At 55.0% G+C, this 14,783-nt stretch carries 16 protein-coding genes; 7 read left to right on the forward strand and 9 right to left on the reverse strand.

Going from position 1 to position 14,783, the window contains the following annotated elements; all coding sequences use genetic code 11:
- The first annotated feature begins 57 nt into the window (after positions 1-57).
- Entirely contained in the window at positions 58-180 is a 123-nt protein-coding gene (locus tag IM265_RS07010; RefSeq protein ID WP_223825222.1) for a Hok/Gef family protein, read from the forward strand.
- Positions 181-250: 70 nt separating this feature from the next.
- Here the strand turns inward: IM265_RS07010 and cybC are convergent, their stop codons facing one another.
- Positions 251-637 (reverse strand): cytochrome b562, encoded by a 387-nt coding sequence (cybC, locus tag IM265_RS07015; RefSeq protein WP_028015297.1) that lies wholly within the window; start codon positions 635-637, stop codon positions 251-253.
- A 41-nt stretch (positions 638-678) separates the two neighbouring features.
- On the reverse strand, positions 679-2,031 hold the full coding sequence (gene pmbA, locus IM265_RS07020) for a metalloprotease PmbA (RefSeq protein WP_032644960.1): 1,353 nt from the start codon (positions 2,029-2,031) through the stop codon (positions 679-681).
- A gap of 95 nt (positions 2,032-2,126) precedes the next feature.
- Here pmbA and yjgA point away from each other — a divergent pair, with 95 nt between their 5' ends.
- Complete coding sequence (gene yjgA / locus IM265_RS07025; RefSeq protein WP_028015295.1) at positions 2,127-2,678, forward strand: ribosome biogenesis factor YjgA; 552 nt, start codon at positions 2,127-2,129, stop codon at positions 2,676-2,678.
- A gap of 74 nt (positions 2,679-2,752) precedes the next feature.
- On the opposite strand, the gene mpl is transcribed toward yjgA, so the two are convergent.
- The gene (gene mpl, locus IM265_RS07030) at positions 2,753-4,126 is read right to left on the reverse strand and encodes a UDP-N-acetylmuramate:L-alanyl-gamma-D-glutamyl-meso-diaminopimelate ligase (RefSeq protein WP_048999482.1); all 1,374 of its coding nucleotides are present in this window, start codon (positions 4,124-4,126) and stop codon (positions 2,753-2,755) included.
- Positions 4,127-4,323: 197 nt separating this feature from the next.
- On the opposite strand from mpl, the gene fbp reads away from it, so the two are divergent.
- Positions 4,324-5,322 (forward strand): class 1 fructose-bisphosphatase, encoded by a 999-nt coding sequence (gene fbp / locus IM265_RS07035; RefSeq protein WP_028015293.1) that lies wholly within the window; start codon positions 4,324-4,326, stop codon positions 5,320-5,322.
- A gap of 148 nt (positions 5,323-5,470) precedes the next feature.
- Positions 5,471-5,827, forward strand: coding sequence for a LysR family transcriptional regulator (locus tag IM265_RS07040; RefSeq protein WP_049138563.1), 357 nt, complete (start codon positions 5,471-5,473; stop codon positions 5,825-5,827).
- Here IM265_RS07040 and IM265_RS07045 read toward each other — a convergent pair.
- The 5 genes from IM265_RS07045 to ytfQ form a co-directional block, all read right to left on the reverse strand.
- Entirely contained in the window at positions 5,799-7,370 is a 1,572-nt protein-coding gene (locus tag IM265_RS07045) for a methyl-accepting chemotaxis protein (RefSeq protein ID WP_193030102.1), read from the reverse strand. The two genes, IM265_RS07040 and IM265_RS07045, sit on opposite strands and share 29 nt — an antisense overlap.
- 93 nt (positions 7,371-7,463) lie before the next feature.
- Positions 7,464-8,465, reverse strand: a complete 1,002-nt coding sequence (yjfF, locus tag IM265_RS07050) for a galactofuranose ABC transporter, permease protein YjfF (RefSeq protein WP_021240694.1) — start codon at positions 8,463-8,465, stop codon at positions 7,464-7,466.
- Positions 8,452-9,477 carry a galactofuranose ABC transporter, ATP-binding protein YtfT gene (gene ytfT, locus IM265_RS07055; RefSeq protein ID WP_162268710.1) on the reverse strand — a complete coding sequence of 342 codons (1,026 nt, stop codon included), beginning with the start codon at positions 9,475-9,477 and terminating at the stop codon, positions 8,452-8,454. Before ytfT ends, yjfF begins: the two co-directional genes overlap by 14 nt.
- A gap of 10 nt (positions 9,478-9,487) precedes the next feature.
- Complete coding sequence (gene ytfR / locus IM265_RS07060; RefSeq protein WP_193030100.1) at positions 9,488-10,990, reverse strand: galactofuranose ABC transporter, ATP-binding protein YtfR; 1,503 nt, start codon at positions 10,988-10,990, stop codon at positions 9,488-9,490.
- A gap of 65 nt (positions 10,991-11,055) precedes the next feature.
- Entirely contained in the window at positions 11,056-12,012 is a 957-nt protein-coding gene (gene ytfQ, locus IM265_RS07065; RefSeq protein WP_021240696.1) for a galactofuranose ABC transporter substrate-binding protein YtfQ, read from the reverse strand.
- 309 nt (positions 12,013-12,321) lie between these two features.
- On the opposite strand from ytfQ, the gene ppa reads away from it, so the two are divergent.
- The 3 genes from ppa (at position 12,322) to IM265_RS07080 (ending at position 14,123) form a co-directional block, all read left to right on the forward strand.
- Positions 12,322-12,852 (forward strand): inorganic diphosphatase, encoded by a 531-nt coding sequence (gene ppa, locus IM265_RS07070; protein WP_041911466.1) that lies wholly within the window; start codon positions 12,322-12,324, stop codon positions 12,850-12,852.
- 219 nt (positions 12,853-13,071) lie between these two features.
- A complete protein-coding gene (locus tag IM265_RS07075) occupies positions 13,072-13,656 on the forward strand; it encodes a hypothetical protein (RefSeq protein WP_028015288.1) in 585 nt (194 codons plus the stop codon).
- Positions 13,653-14,123 carry a hypothetical protein gene (locus tag IM265_RS07080; protein ID WP_193030098.1) on the forward strand — a complete coding sequence of 157 codons (471 nt, stop codon included), beginning with the start codon at positions 13,653-13,655 and terminating at the stop codon, positions 14,121-14,123. The genes IM265_RS07075 and IM265_RS07080 overlap by 4 nt, the downstream gene beginning before the upstream one ends.
- A 314-nt stretch (positions 14,124-14,437) precedes the next feature.
- Here IM265_RS07080 and IM265_RS07085 read toward each other — a convergent pair whose 3' ends face one another.
- Positions 14,438-14,782, reverse strand: coding sequence for a gamma-glutamylcyclotransferase (locus tag IM265_RS07085; RefSeq protein WP_008501424.1), 345 nt, complete (start codon positions 14,780-14,782; stop codon positions 14,438-14,440).
- Position 14,783: the final 1 nt, after the last annotated feature.

Here is a 14,783-nt window from a genome sequence, read left to right on the forward strand (position 1 = left end):
CCGCTTTAAAGCAAGGAGGCATCCATGAAACGCCAATCCCCAATTATCCGGGTTTCGATGATTGTTGCTTTGACAATAATCATCTTAACGCTGGTGACGAGGAAAACACTGTGCGAGATCCGTTTTCGAAACGGCTCGCTTGAAGTGACAGCGCGGATGGATTGTCGCTCCGGCCAGTAGGGAGCAAGGATGCGGGGGCGCTTAGTGCGCCTCCGCATACGGAGGAAGGACGTACAGCTCAGGCACCCAATTAACGGTATTTCTTGTGATACGTGTTGCGCGTCGCCACAAACTGGTCGGCCGCCGCCTGGGCTTCCTTCACTTTGCCTTCGTTAGCCAGCTTCAGCGCGCCGTCGATCTGACCGACCAGTACGTCAAAGCCGTGGCGATAGTCTTTCATCTCTGCGCTGTCTGCCGCTTTGCTTTCCAGCTTTGGCGGCGTCGCTTTTTGCGCGTCCAGCGCCGCTTCACGCATTTTGGTCAGTGCGCCTTTCATTTCCGCCGCATTGTCCGTTTTCTGCACTACCTTCAGGTTTTGACTGAGGATGTCCATGTTGTCTTCGAGATCGGCAGCAAACGCAGAAGAGCCAAGAACCAGCGTTGAAGCCGCGACGATCGCTAACAGGTGTTTACGCATTGCTCACTTCCTTTTTTATTATTAAAACGCCTTTACGGGTATTACTGGCCGGCGATTTTCATTTCCGGCAGTAACACAGAACCACACTGTATATTGCTACGTGTTTCAATATCGTTACCGACCGTAACGATATTGCGCCACATGTCCTTCAGGTTACCGGCGATGGTAATTTCGCTCACCGGATACTGAATTTCGCCGTTTTCGACCCAGAAGCCTGCCGCACCGCGAGAATAGTCGCCGGTGATGCCGCTTACGCCCTGGCCCATCAGTTCGGTGACCACCAGACCGGTGCCCATCTCTTTCAGCATCTGCTCGAAGTTCAGGCCCTGACCGGCAATGCGCCAGTTGTGGATCCCGCCCGCATGTCCGGTGCTTTTCAGCCCCAGCTTGCGCGCGGAGTAGTTGGTCAGCAGCCACTGGGTCAGAATGCCGTCTTTAACAATATCGCGGCGTTCCGTGCGCACGCCTTCGCTGTCGAATGGCGTGGAGGCCAGCCCTTTCAGCAGGTGCGGATGTTCTTCGATAGTCAGCCACTCCGGCAGGATCTGCTTGCCCAGCGAGTCGAGCAGGAAGGTCGATTTACGGTACACCGAGCCGCCCGCGATAGCGCCCACCAGATGACCAAACAGGCCGGTCGCCACTTCATTGGCAAAAATGACCGGGGCCTTCATGGTGGAGAGTTTACGCGGCGACAGGCGAGACAGCGTGCGTTCGGCACACTCTTTGCCCACCCACTCAGGAGACTGCAAATCCCCCAGCGCGCGGCCAATGGTGTAGGCGTAGTCACGCTCCATGTCGCCGTTCTCTTCGGCAATTACGCAGCTTGAAAGCGAGTGACGGGTGGAGCAGTAGCCCTGCAGCATGCCGTGGCTGTTGCCGAAAACTTTGATGCCGTAGTGGCTGTTGAAGCTGCCGCCTTCGGTATTTGTGATGCGCTTGTCAGCCTGCAAAGACGCCTGCTCGGCGCGCGCGGCCAGCTCAATGGCTTCGTCCGGGGTCACTTCCGCCGGATGGAACAGATCGAGATCCGGCGCGTCAAACGCCAGCAGATCTTTATCCGCCACGCCTGCGTAAGGATCCGGAGAGGTGTAACGGGCGATATCCAGCGCCGCCTGCACCGTGCGGGCGATGGCATCCGGGCTGAGATCGGTGGACGACGCGCTGCCTTTGCGGTTCTGGTGATACACCGTGATCCCAAGCGCGCCATCGCTGTTAAATTCTACATTCTCCACTTCGCCATAGCGGGTGCTCACGCTAATGCCGGTGGTTTTGCTGACCGCCACTTCGGCGCCATCTGATTTACCTGAAGCGAGCGTCAGCGCGGTGGAGACGGCTTCTTCCAGAATCTTACGCTGCGCTTCAACTTGTGAGGTTACTTTCATCGCAAATGCCATACTGTAAGAGAGAGTTAAGTGAAGTCTAACAGAGAACCGTTTTTCAGTGCGCGTCTTAACTGGTAACATTAGCCTCTTTTTTTAAGGAGCCTGACATGACTAAGCAGCCCGAAGACTGGCTCGACGACGTTCCCGGTGATGACATCGAAGACGAAGATGATGAGATCATCTGGGTCAGTAAAAGTGAAATTAAACGTGACGCCGAAGAGTTAAAACAGCTTGGCGCAGAAATGGTAGAACTGGGTAAAAACGCGCTGGATAAGATCCCGCTCGACCAGGATCTGCGTGATGCCATTGAACTGGCACAGAAAATCAAGAAAGAAGGCCGTCGTCGCCAGCTTCAGCTTATCGGTAAAATGCTGCGTCAGCGCGACGTGGATCCGATCCGTCAGGCGCTGGACAAGCTGAAAAACCGCCATAACCAGCAGGTTGCGCTGTTCCATAAGCTGGAGCAGATCCGCGATCGTCTGATTGAACAGGGTGATGATGCGGTACCGGAAGTGCTGAACCTGTGGCCGGATGCCGACCGCCAGCAGCTGCGTTCTTTGATCCGCAACGCGAAGAAAGAGAAAGAGGGGAATAAGCCGCCGAAATCCGCGCGTCTGATTTTCCAGTATCTGCGCGAGCTGTCTGAGAACGCAGAGTAAGCCCCTCACCCCAAAGGGAAGAGGGAGAAGAGATAATGTAAGCCCGGTAAGCGCTAGCGCCACCGGGCTTTTTTTTACTCTGCGGCCGCGGCTTTCTTCGCCAGACCGTCCAGCAGCTTCTGATGGATCCCACCGAACCCGCCGTTGCTCATCACCAGAATGTGGTCGCCAGGCTGTGCGGCTTTCACCACCATATCCGCTAAGACATCCACGTCCGCGCTCCAGTGCGCAGGCTGAATGCAGGCGTCGGCCACTTCAGCCACCTGCCACGGAATATGCTGCGGCTGCAGCAGGAAGACTTCGTCGGCACGTCCCAGGGACGGTGCGAGGTCGTCTTTGCAGATGCCCATTTTCATGGTGTTCGAGCGCGGTTCCAGCACCGCCAGAATGCGCGCGGTGCCGCCAACCTTGCCGCGTAACGCAGCAAGCGTCGCCAGAATGGCCGTTGGGTGGTGCGCGAAATCGTCATACACCGTCACGCCGTTCGCTTCGCCGCGCAGCTCCAGGCGGCGGCGGGCGTTGATAAACGTCCCCAGCGCATTGGCCGCATCCGCAGGCAGCACGCCCACATGGCGCGCCGCGGCGATCGCCATCAGGCCGTTGTGCATGTTGTGCTCGCCCACCAGGCCCCACTTCACCTCGCCCACTTTCTCACCGTCGAGCAGTACTTCCCACTCGGAGGCATCAGCGTTGAGTTTTTTCGCCTGCCAGTGGCCCTGCTCGCCCACCAGCTCCTGCTCGCTCCAGCAGCCCATCGCCAGGGTCTGCTTCAGGTTGATGTCGTTCTCCGGCAGGATAATGCGGCCCTGGCCCGGAACAATGCGCACCAGGTGGTGGAACTGTTTCTGAATGGCTTTCAGGTCGTCAAAGATATCCGCGTGGTCAAACTCAAGGTTGTTGAGGATCAGCGTGCGCGGGCAGTAGTGCACGAATTTGGAACGCTTGTCGAAGAATGCGCAGTCGTATTCATCCGCTTCAATCACAAAGAACGGGCTGTCGCCGAGACGCGCAGAGACGTCGAAGTTACCCGGCACGCCGCCGATCACGAAGCCCGGCTTGTAGCCGCAGGCTTCGAGGATCCAGGTCGCCATGCCGGCGGTGGTGGTTTTGCCGTGGGTACCGGCTACGGCAACCACCCAGCGGTCGCGCAGCACGAAATCATGCAGCCACTGCGGGCCGGACATGAACGGAATATTGCGTTCCAGCACCGCTTCAACGCACGGGTTACCGCGGGTCATGGCGTTGCCAATGATGACCAGATCCGGCTCGGGATCCAGCTGGCTGGCATCGTAGCCCTGAATTAAAGAGATGCCCTGTTTCTCCAGAAGCGTGCTCATCGGCGGATACACATTGGCGTCCGAACCTGTCACTTCATGGCCCAGCGAGCGCGCCAGCATTGCCAGTCCGCCCATGAAAGTGCCACAAATCCCCAATATATGAATGCGCATACGTCACTATCCTTCTTTAATGTGGCGCACATTTTACTCACATGTTAGCGGCTGTGAAACGCATTTCAGGTAAATCCGTATGTTGCTGGCGCGATTCACCTCTGCGCTACTATTTGAATATTTGTTAAGATTGTTGGGCTTTAGTCGTTTTAGTGAACATACAATCGCTCTACTCACAAAGATGCAGGGAAAGTGTTATGAAAACGTTAGGTGAATTTATTGTCGAAAAGCAGCACGAGTTCTCTCATGCTACGGGTGAACTCACTGCTTTGCTGTCGGCAATAAAGCTGGGCGCTAAGATCATCCACCGTGATATCAACAAGGCCGGTCTGGTCGATATCCTGGGTGCCAGCGGTGCCGAGAACGTTCAGGGCGAGGTTCAGCAGAAACTCGATCTGTTCGCAAATGAAAAACTGAAAGCTGCACTGCGCGCGCGCGACATCGTTGCGGGTATCGCCTCCGAAGAAGAAGATGAAATTGTTGTATTCGAAGGGTGTGAACACGCGAAATACGTCGTACTGATGGATCCGCTCGACGGCTCCTCCAACATCGACGTTAACGTTTCTGTCGGTACCATTTTCTCCATCTACCGCCGCGTCACGCCTGTTGGTACGCCGGTAACCGAAGAAGATTTTCTGCAGCCGGGCAGTAACCAGGTTGCGGCCGGTTACGTCGTTTATGGCTCGTCCACCATGCTGGTCTACACCACCGGATGCGGGGTTCACGCCTTTACCTACGATCCGTCGCTGGGCGTCTTCTGCCTGTGCCAGGAACGTATGCGCTTCCCGGAGAAAGGCAGCACTTACTCCATCAACGAAGGCAACTACATCAAGTTCCCGAACGGCGTGAAGAAGTACATCAAATTCTGCCAGGAAGAAGATAAAGCGACCCAGCGCCCTTACACGTCCCGCTACATTGGCTCTCTGGTCGCGGATTTCCACCGTAACCTGCTGAAGGGCGGTATCTACCTCTACCCAAGCACCGCCAGCCACCCGGACGGGAAGCTGCGCCTGCTGTACGAATGCAACCCGATGGCGTTCCTGGCCGAACAGGCGGGCGGCAAGGCGAGCGACGGTAAACAGCGTATTCTGGACATCGTGCCGGAAAGCCTTCACCAGCGTCGTTCGTTCTTCGTTGGCAACAACCATATGGTTGAAGACGTTGAACGTTTTATCCGTGAGTATCCGGACGCGTAATATCTCTCCCGGGGAGCCAGTCTGGCTCCCCAACACATTTATATATTTTACCGTATAAGTGTTTATAAAAATCACGCTTTAATCTTCACCCCTGCTCCTGCATTATTTCCATAACAGTTTGACATTTATTTCCTGGAGCAGAATTGCAATGAAAAATTATTCCCGGGCTAATACCGGCATTGATTTAAATCTTATCCCTGTATTTATTGAAGTCGTCCGCTGCGGCAGTATGGCAAAAGCCTCTTTGCGCCTGGAGATGTCCCGTCCTGCGGTGAGCCTGGCGTTGAAGCGTTTTAATCAACTGTTTGATGAGCCGTTATTTTTTCGCAAAGGTTTATATCTCGAGCCGACTGAAAAAGCGTTAGCGTTAACCAGCTCGCTGGAATTATTAATGGGTGATATTCACGATAATATTGCGGCGGTAAATTCCGCGAGAAATAAAGCCCCGGCACAGAACGCATCAGGGCTGGGAAATATTAAGCCGCAGTCTGAGCCGTCACTTTGAATGATGACATGGCTTCCATCAGCTGACGCGACTGCTCCTCAAGGGAGCGGGTCGCGGCGGAGGATTGCTGCACCAGCGCCGCATTCTGCTGCGCGGTTTCATCCATCTGGTTCACCGCAATATTCACCTGCTCGATGCCGCGGCTCTGCTCCTGAGACGCGGTGGCAATTTCGCGCATCAGTTTGGTCATCCGCAGCACTTCAGTGGCAATCTCATCCATCGTTTCACCCGCCTGCTGGGCCAGCTCGCTGCCCTCGTTAACGTGGGCCTGCGAATCGCCGATCAGAGAGCGAATCTCTTTCGCCGCGTCGGCGCTGCGGCTGGCAAGGTTGCGGACTTCACCCGCGACCACGGCAAACCCGCGCCCCTGCTCGCCCGCGCGCGCCGCTTCCACGGAGGCGTTAAGCGCCAGAATGTTGGTCTGGAAGGCAATACCGTCAATCACGCTCAGGATGTCGGCGATGCGCGCCGAACTGCCGGAGATATCGCGCATTTTTTCAATCACGTAGCAGACCATTTCGCTGCCGTGATCGGCGGTGTCGGAAACAGACTTCGCCAGCTGGTGCGCCTGCTCGGCGTTGTCGGCGTTAAGCTTCACCGTGGCGGTGATCTGCTCCATGCTGGCGGCGGTCTGCTCCAGCGACGTGGCGGTGGATTCGGTGCGCTCGGCAAGATCCCGGTTCCCCGCCGTCAGCTCGCGGCTGCCGGTATCAATTTGCGAGCTGGCATCGCGAACCCGCAGAACCGAGCTCATCAGCGACTGACGCATCTCCTCTATCGCCGCGTTGAGGCGGTTAAACTCCTGGCTCGCCGGGGCATTCAGCGTGTGGGTTAAATCGCCCGCCGCCACGTTCTCCAGCTGAGCAATCGACGCCGAGAGCGGCTTGAGCAGCATATGGCGCAGCGCCAGCCAGGCGAGCGCGATAATGCCCGCCGTCAGCAGCGCAGCGACAATAATCAGGATCAGCACGCGGGTTTTACTCGCCTGTACGGCACGCACTTCCGCCTGACCTCGCGCTTCGCTCCATTTCTGAAACGCCTGCACGTCGTTATCGAACTGCTTCGCCACCGGAATCAGCGTGTTCTCCAGCAGATCGTAATAGCTGTCTGCGCTCTGGTCATTCAGGGTTTTCAGCATCGGGCCGATCCCCTGCTGGTTATACGTCGCCAGGCTGGCCGCGACTTTGTCGAGGAGCTGCTGCCCCTGTTCGTCAGCCACGCCGCCGTCAATCACGCCTTTTAACGTTTTCCGGGCCAGGGCGACTTCCTGATTGATGTTTTTTACCGCTTTGGCCGCATCGTCCAGCATGCCGATTTCCATCATGCGGACGGCCTGACCCGCCTCATTGCGCGCGCGCAGGATCAGCGTATAGCCGGTGTTCAGCTGCACCATCTGCTCACCCTGAAGGTGATTAATGCGCTGCAGTGAGGAAGAACTCTGTGTGAGGGCATAAATGCCGATGCCGCTGACAATCAGCAGCAGAAGGGTCATAACGGCCAGTAAAGAGAGCAAGCCGGTACGAATCGATAGCGTTTTAAGCATGATATTATTTCCGGTAGCGAGATATTTCTGGGCATAAAAGAAGATTATCGGCCGCTACCGGAAAATGTTTAGACTTTAAGCAAATTCAGCGTGTTATCGCTCTGTTACCGATGTGTTTACGCGGGTAACAGGCGAGCTTTGACGGTTCTCCCAGAGCACCGTCAGCCCCCGCTGCAGGGCAATAAAAATAAACAGCAGAATGCCAATGGCGATCTTCGTCCACCACGAGCTGAGCGTGCCGTCAAAGTTGATATAGGTTTGTATCAGCCCCTGAATCGCGACGCCGAACAGCGTCCCCAGCACCGTCCCTACCCCGCCGCTGAGCAGCGTGCCGCCGATAACCACAGAAGCAATCGCATCCAGTTCCACGCCGACGCCTGCCAGGGCATAGCCCGCCTGGGTATACACCGAGAAGACAATACCCGCCAGCGTTGCCAGGCCGGTCGAAAGCATATAGATGCGGATGGTGGTGCTGCGGGTTGAGATCCCCATCAGGTTGGCCGACGTGGCGTTGCCGCCAATGGCGTATACCTGATTGCCGAACCGGGTGCGGTGGGCGAGGAAAATGCCAATCACCACCACGCCCAGCATCAGCAGCCCCATCGCGCTCAGGCGACCGCCGCCGGGAATTTTCCACGCCAGGCTGGAGAGCGTGTCATACACCGGATGGTTAATCGGAATCGACTCCTCAGAAACCAGATAACTTACGCCGCGCAGGAAAAACATCCCGGCCAGCGTGATGATAAAGGCCGGAATTTTCAGCGCGTCGATCAGCAGCCCCATAAAGGCGCCAAACGCGCAGCCCATCACCAGCACCAGCGGAAACGCCACCAGCGGCGAGATGCCCCAAAAGCCGATCGCCTTCGCAAGGAATACCCCCGTGAACGCGATCACCGAGCCAACTGAGAGATCGATCCCGCCGGAGAGGATCACAAAGGTCATGCCGACGGCGATAATGCCTAAAAAGGCGTTGTCCGTCAGAATGTTGCAGATCACGCGCGTTGAGGCAAAACCGGGGAACTGCGTGAGGCAGTAGAGATACCCCAGCACAAACACGCCCAGCGTGATCATTAACGGTAAATTACGTTTTATCATGGCCACGGATCCCCTTAATGATGCTGACAAAGCGCGGCGACTGGACGATCAGCACGCAGAGTACAACTACCGCTTTTACCACCTGGTTGAGTTCCGGCTGGAATCCCGAGAGCAGGATCCCGGTGTTCATGCCCTGAATGATCAGCGCGCCGATCACCGAGAGCAGCAGGTTAAAGCGCCCGCCCATCAGCGACCCGCCGCCGATCACCACCGCGAGGATCGCATCCAGCTCCAGCCAGAGCCCGGCGTTATTGGCATCGGCCCCGCGAATATCGGCGGCGACGATGACACCGGCAATGGCGGCGCAGACGCCGCTCAGCACGTAGGTCAGCATCACCATCAGGCGGGTGTTGACCCCGGCGTTGCGCGCGGCGCGAATGTTGATCCCCACCGCCTCAATAAACATCCCGAGCGCCGTTTTGCGGGTGAAGAGCCAAAAGACAATAAGCGTGACCAGGGCAATAATCACCGGCGTCGGGAAGAACAGAAGGTTGCCGCTGCCAAGCCATGCCAGGCTCGGAGAGTTGAAGGTGACAATCTGCCCCGAGGTGATCAGCTGTGCGACCCCGCGCCCGGCCACCATCAGGATCAGCGTAGCGACAAAGGGCTGAATTTTCAGCACCGCCACCAGAATGCCGTTCCATAGTCCGGCCAGCACGCCGGTGCCTAAGGCCGCCAGCAGTACCACCGGCAGGCTGTGACCGGCCACGGTCATTGAGGCTGCCGTGGCCCCGGCGATAGCCATCACCGCGCCGACGGAGAGATCTATTCCGCCGGTGGCGATCACCAGCGTCATCCCAATCGCCAGCAGCGCCACGGGCGCGGCGCGATTTAAAATATCGATCGGGCTGCCAAACAGGCGGCCATCCTGAACAATAATCTGGAAGAAATGCGGTGCGACAAGGCTATCTACCAGCAGCACCACCAGCAGCGCTGCAATTTGCGGCGTGCCGGTTGGCCAGCTAAAGCGGCGCTTTGACTCACCGGTTTGCGAAAGCGAACGGGACATCACGATTCACTCCTTACGCCGCGATGGCATTCATGATTGCCGGAACGGACAGTTTATCCAGTGGGATCTCTGCCACCTGTTTGCGATCGCGCATGATGATGACGCGATCGGCATAGCCCACCAGCTCCTCCAGCTCGGATGAGATAACCAGCAGGGCCAGCCCGTCCGCACAGAGCGTTTCGATAAGCCGGATAATTTCGGCGTGCGCGCCCACGTCGATACCGCGCGTCGGCTCGTCAAGGATCAGGAACTGCGGTTTGGTCAGCAGCCAGCGGGAGAGCAGCACCTTCTGCTGGTTACCGCCGGAGAGAAATTCAATCGGCTGTTCCGCGCTCGGGGTGCGGATGCCGAGCTGGCGGATAAAGCGCTCGGCGATGGCGTTTTGCTCTTTACGGGGGATCGGGCGCAGCCAGCCGCGCTGGGCCTGCAGGGCCAGGATGATATTTTCCCGCACCGAGGCGGCGGCAATGATGCCGTCCGTTTTCCGGTCTTCCGGGCAGAAGCCAACGCCCAGACAGGAGGCCTGATGCGGCGATCGCAGGGTTTGCGGTTTGCCCTTGATCAGCGCGGTGCCGCTGTCGGCAGGCTTGATCCCGAAGATCACCTCGGCGGTTTCGGTTCGGCCCGAGCCCAGCAGGCCCGCCAGCCCGACAATTTCGCCGGGACGCACCTCAAGGTTAAACGGCGATATCACGCCTTTCTTGCCGTAATCGCTGAACGCGGCAACCGGTTTTTCGCTCAGCAACGTGCGGCCCGCACGCTGGAGGGCGTCGGTTTCCAGCTCGCGGCCCAGCATCATTTTCACCAGCTCGATCTGCGGCAGCTCGCGGGTTTCGCGGCAGCCGACAAAGCTGCCGTTGCGCAGCACCGTAATGCGGTCGCTCACCTCATACACCTGATCGAGAAAGTGCGTGACGAAGATCAGGCTCACGCCCTGATCGCGCAGCTGGCGCATCAGGGTGAAGAGCATCTCCACTTCCTGGGTATCGAGGCTGGCGGTGGGTTCATCGAGGATCAGCACCTTCGCAGAGAGATCGATCGCGCGACAGATGGCGACGATCTGCTGCATCGCCACGGAAAAGCGGTTCAGCGGCTCGCGAACGTCGAGGGAGAAGCCGTAGGACTCCATCAGCTTCGTGGCGCGCGCCTCCATCTCTTTTCGGCGCAGCAGGCCAAAGCGGCGTGGCTCGCGGCCAATAAACAGGTTGTCCGCCACCGACATATTCGGCAGCAGGTTCACTTCCTGGTAAACCGTCCCGATCCCCAGCTGCTGGGCGTGGGCGGTATTTTTTGGCGAAATGGCGTTGCCTTCCAGCCAGATGGTGCCGCGATCGGCGTGATAAACGCCGGTCAGCGATTTAATCAGCGTCGATTTTCCCGCGCCGTTCTCGCCCAGCAGTGCCATGATTTCACCACGCCGCAGGCTGAAATCAACGCTATCCAGCGCCTTTACGCCGGGGAAGAATTTACTCAAGCCCTCTGTGCGGAGGATTTCCTGGTGTTGTTCAGTTTTCATATTCACGTCCCCGGCACGTTTCCGCAGGCCGGGTAAGCGCAGCGCCACCCGGCAATTTCACTGGATCAGTAGCCCATATTTTTCTTCTTCTCTAACTCTTCTTTCGCCGTATCAGGCAGGTAGAGCGTGGACTTGGTGACGGTCACCTTCTCAGGCATCGTTCCGTCTTTCTTGAATTTCTCCAGCGCGTCGAATGCCGGGCCCGCCATGTTCGGCGTCAGCTCGACGCTGGCATTGGCTTCACCGTCGATCATCGCTTTGTAGATGTCCGGCACGCCGTCGATAGAGCCGGTGAGGATATCTTTGCCCGGCTTCAGGCCCGCTTCTTTAATCGCCTGAATCGCCCCGATCGCCATGTCATCGTTGTGGGCGTAAACCATGCAGATATTCTTGCCGTTGTTTTCAGCCTTGATAAAGCTCTCCATGACCTCTTTACCCTTACTGCGGGTAAAGTCGCCGGACTGGGAGCGGATAATCTTGATGTTTGGCGCTTTGGCAATGGCCTCAGCAAACCCTTTCTTACGGTCGATGGCCACGCTCGCGCCGACGGTGCCCTGCAGTTCAACGACGTTACACGGCTTGCCGTCGACCTGTTTAATCAGCCAGTCGCCAATTAACTGCCCTTCAAGCACGTTATTAGCGGTGACGGTGGTCATATAGAGAGATTTGTCTTTAACATCGATGGAACGGTCGAGCAGGAAGACCGGAATTTCAGCGTCTTTCGCTTCCTTCAGAACCGGTTCCCAGCCGGTCGCCACCACTGGTGCAATAAAGATGGCATCCACGCCCTGGGCGATAAACGAGCGCACGGCTTTGATCTGGTTTTCCTGCTTTTGCTGACCATCGGCGATTTTCAGGGTGATGCCGCGTTTCTGAGCCTCGCTTTTCGCAACGTTGGTTTCCGCCGCACGCCAGCCGGATTCAGAGCCAACTTGCGAAAAACCTACGGTTAAGGGAGCGGCCATCGCCATAGACGACATGGCTGCCGAAACTGCTGTGACAAGAAGTAAGCGCTTCCACATATGAGCGTCCTCGTAGGGGTGTTTATTGTTGGTTAAAAGATGTTCTGCGAAATGACTATAGCCAATGAAATATGTAACGAATTGCGTTACATCACACTTCAGGAAAGTGAATAAAATGTTAATCACAAGTTTGTAATCGCTTTCATTTCACCATTAAAAATGCGGCTGAGTTTATGGATTTTCCTGTCATGGAAACGGTCTGAAAAGTGGGGCTTGCGGGGAGAGAATGCGAAAAGAGGCGGAGACATTCAGCGTGAGTTGGCTATAATACCTGCCACTTGTTTACCATCCATTTTAAAGGACACCGACATGAGCTTACTCAACGTCCCAGCGGGTAAAGAACTGCCAGAAGACATCTACGTTGTTATTGAAATCCCGGCCAACGCAGATCCAATCAAATACGAAATCGACAAAGACACCGGTGCGCTGTTCGTTGACCGTTTCATGTCTACCGCCATGTTCTATCCGTGCAACTACGGCTACATCAACCACACCCTGTCTCTGGACGGTGACCCGGTTGACGTGCTGGTTCCAACGCCATACCCACTGCAGCCAGGCTCCGTCATTCGCTGCCGTCCTGTTGGCGTGCTGAAGATGACTGACGAAGCGGGTGAAGATGCGAAGCTGGTTGCGGTACCGCACACCAAGCTGAGCAAAGAGTACGATCACATTAAAGATGTGAATGACCTGCCAGAGCTGCTGAAAGCGCAGATCGCCCACTTCTTCGAGCACTACAAAGACCTCGAAAAAGGTAAATGGGTTAAGGTTGACGGCTGGGACAACGCAGAAGCGGCGAAAGCAGAAATCATCGCCTCTTTCGAACGCGCTGCTAAGAAGTAATTCTTACTGTCGATTGATGAAAGCCCCGCATACTGGGGCTTTTTTTATCTTTGTTAAAAGCAGCATACATTAGCTTTTAAGATAAATCCCATTCCCTTTGGCTTTCATGTTAATACAACAAAGACACCCTCTCATTTATGGTGGGAGTGGTTGAATAGGCTGTCAATTAATCACATACTGTCATAATGAGCATTAATCCCCATTGATTACAGGATTCATATGTCATCCATTAACATTGACGTTGCCCGCCCAACTGGAATTTACTTTATTATTGAAAGGCTCTATTCCCGCGATGGACTTATGCCTTCCGTTGGGGAAATCAGCCCCTCTTTGACACAGGTACACCGCACTGTCATTCAGCTAAAACGCAAGCAAGATATGTTTATGGATGGTGTTAAGGTTACCCCAAAAGATATTACACTTTGGCAACAGATAAAATATCTTACGGGCTCGAAAGTAACGACCAAAGATACAGATACGTTAGTGTATACGACTGATTTTATCGGCTCTCTTGTTGCCACTACACCTTTAGGCAATATTGAGCATGAAAATATTCCTCGCTTCCTCACGACAGAGTCTATTCACTCCCTTCCTCAGGCGGTGAGCTATGGGCGTGATCCCATCCCACAGGTCCTTCTTTATGGTCGTAAGGATATTGTCTTCTTTATGGACAATGGTGGTAAAGGAACGCCAACCGCTATTGCAAAATATAATCACAACAATCGTGACCTTGCCATAATCAAAGATCAGCTGGAGGCCAGTAAAACGATGAAGGAACTGCTTTCTAAGGGAGCAAAATTATGAGTAAGAAAATCCATATCGTAAGTCTACTCGTCATTATTATTGCCTCCTTTATCTTTGGCAGAAGTACGTATACTCAATATCTGGCATGGTATTATGGAAGCGATAATTTAATATTCAGCGGAATAAACAGCTCCTTACTATCCAGTTTATTTAACGGGCTTTACTTCGCTCTTTCAGCAAGTATTATTTATACGTTACTCACGCTATTAAAAAGAATTCCAGCGAATATTGTCACTTCTTGTCTGCTTCAGTTCTGTATTAACATCGGGCTATATACGCTTTTTGTTGCAGTAGATAGAGGATATACTAAATTACATACTTTAAGCTCGGGTGCTACTGATATCACCCACAGCTATTTTTTAGGAGCGTTGCTGACGAGCACGCTTCTGACCGTCGCGATCGTGAGCGTTATACATGCTAAGTTTCTTTCTTCAAAGCATAAAGATGGGCTACATAAAGGCGTTTGACTGTTACGGCAAAGACAGCAAATGGCAGTATCTCTGCATCCTGACATTCCAACTTGCCTGGTTTTTGTTTTACTTATGGATCCCTTATCGAAGCGATTATGCGATTTTGCTGTTTTTACTGTTTTTCCTGCCCGTCATATCAAGCAATACGCGATGCATAAACTACTATGGCCGTTCACGCGCCTTGTGTTTTTTATGGCTTATTGCCCCATACATCATGCTGTTCGTTCCTCTTTTTTTAACCCGACGCAGGGATACAGAAGAGAATTGAAAGTGAAAAAAACAACGCCACCTCACGGTGGCGTTGTCGTTTTTCAGTACTGGTCTCTGTCTAACCAGTTACCGCTTACAATCCGCGTTAACCCGTCGACCGGACGCTGGTAGACATACATCCACGCGCTTCCGTACGGTGTCTGGATCAACTGGCGAGCGTATTCACCGCCCCTGGTGCGCAAGGCATCAAGTTCGGCAAGTGTAGCATTATCAATACGATAAACTTCACCCTGTACTGTTCCTTCGCCGGGAACCGCGCCTGGATAGTGGCCCAGGCTGTACAACTGGTAGTTCTCGATATTGTAATTCCCCAGTAGCTGGGCATTGGTCATCCAGTGACTGTTGCCTTGCCTGGTTCGTAAACTGCCGTAGACAAATATTCGCATT

Source organism: Enterobacter cloacae complex sp. P17RS, assembly GCF_014895885.1.
GTDB classification, from domain to species: domain Bacteria; phylum Pseudomonadota; class Gammaproteobacteria; order Enterobacterales; family Enterobacteriaceae; genus Enterobacter; species Enterobacter bugandensis.

Coding starts and splice junctions, on each gene's coding strand:
- yjfF (WP_021240694.1), bottom strand. CDS start 8,465: ATGATAAAACGTAATTTACCGTTAATGATCACGCTGGGCGTGTTTGTG.
- mpl (WP_048999482.1), bottom strand. CDS start 4,126: ATGCGCATTCATATATTGGGGATTTGTGGCACTTTCATGGGCGGACTG.
- IM265_RS07085 (WP_008501424.1), bottom strand. CDS start 14,782: ATGCGAATATTTGTCTACGGCAGTTTACGAACCAGGCAAGGCAACAGT.
- ytfR (WP_193030100.1), bottom strand. CDS start 10,990: ATGAAAACTGAACAACACCAGGAAATCCTCCGCACAGAGGGCTTGAGT.
- cybC (WP_028015297.1), bottom strand. CDS start 637: ATGCGTAAACACCTGTTAGCGATCGTCGCGGCTTCAACGCTGGTTCTT.
- ppa (WP_041911466.1), top strand. CDS start 12,322: ATGAGCTTACTCAACGTCCCAGCGGGTAAAGAACTGCCAGAAGACATC.
- IM265_RS07045 (WP_193030102.1), bottom strand. CDS start 7,370: ATGCTTAAAACGCTATCGATTCGTACCGGCTTGCTCTCTTTACTGGCC.
- pmbA (WP_032644960.1), bottom strand. CDS start 2,031: ATGGCATTTGCGATGAAAGTAACCTCACAAGTTGAAGCGCAGCGTAAG.
- yjgA (WP_028015295.1), top strand. CDS start 2,127: ATGACTAAGCAGCCCGAAGACTGGCTCGACGACGTTCCCGGTGATGAC.
- fbp (WP_028015293.1), top strand. CDS start 4,324: ATGAAAACGTTAGGTGAATTTATTGTCGAAAAGCAGCACGAGTTCTCT.
- IM265_RS07075 (WP_028015288.1), top strand. CDS start 13,072: ATGTCATCCATTAACATTGACGTTGCCCGCCCAACTGGAATTTACTTT.
- IM265_RS07080 (WP_193030098.1), top strand. CDS start 13,653: ATGAGTAAGAAAATCCATATCGTAAGTCTACTCGTCATTATTATTGCC.
- IM265_RS07040 (WP_049138563.1), top strand. CDS start 5,471: ATGAAAAATTATTCCCGGGCTAATACCGGCATTGATTTAAATCTTATC.
- ytfQ (WP_021240696.1), bottom strand. CDS start 12,012: ATGTGGAAGCGCTTACTTCTTGTCACAGCAGTTTCGGCAGCCATGTCG.
- IM265_RS07010 (WP_223825222.1), top strand. CDS start 58: ATGATTGTTGCTTTGACAATAATCATCTTAACGCTGGTGACGAGGAAA.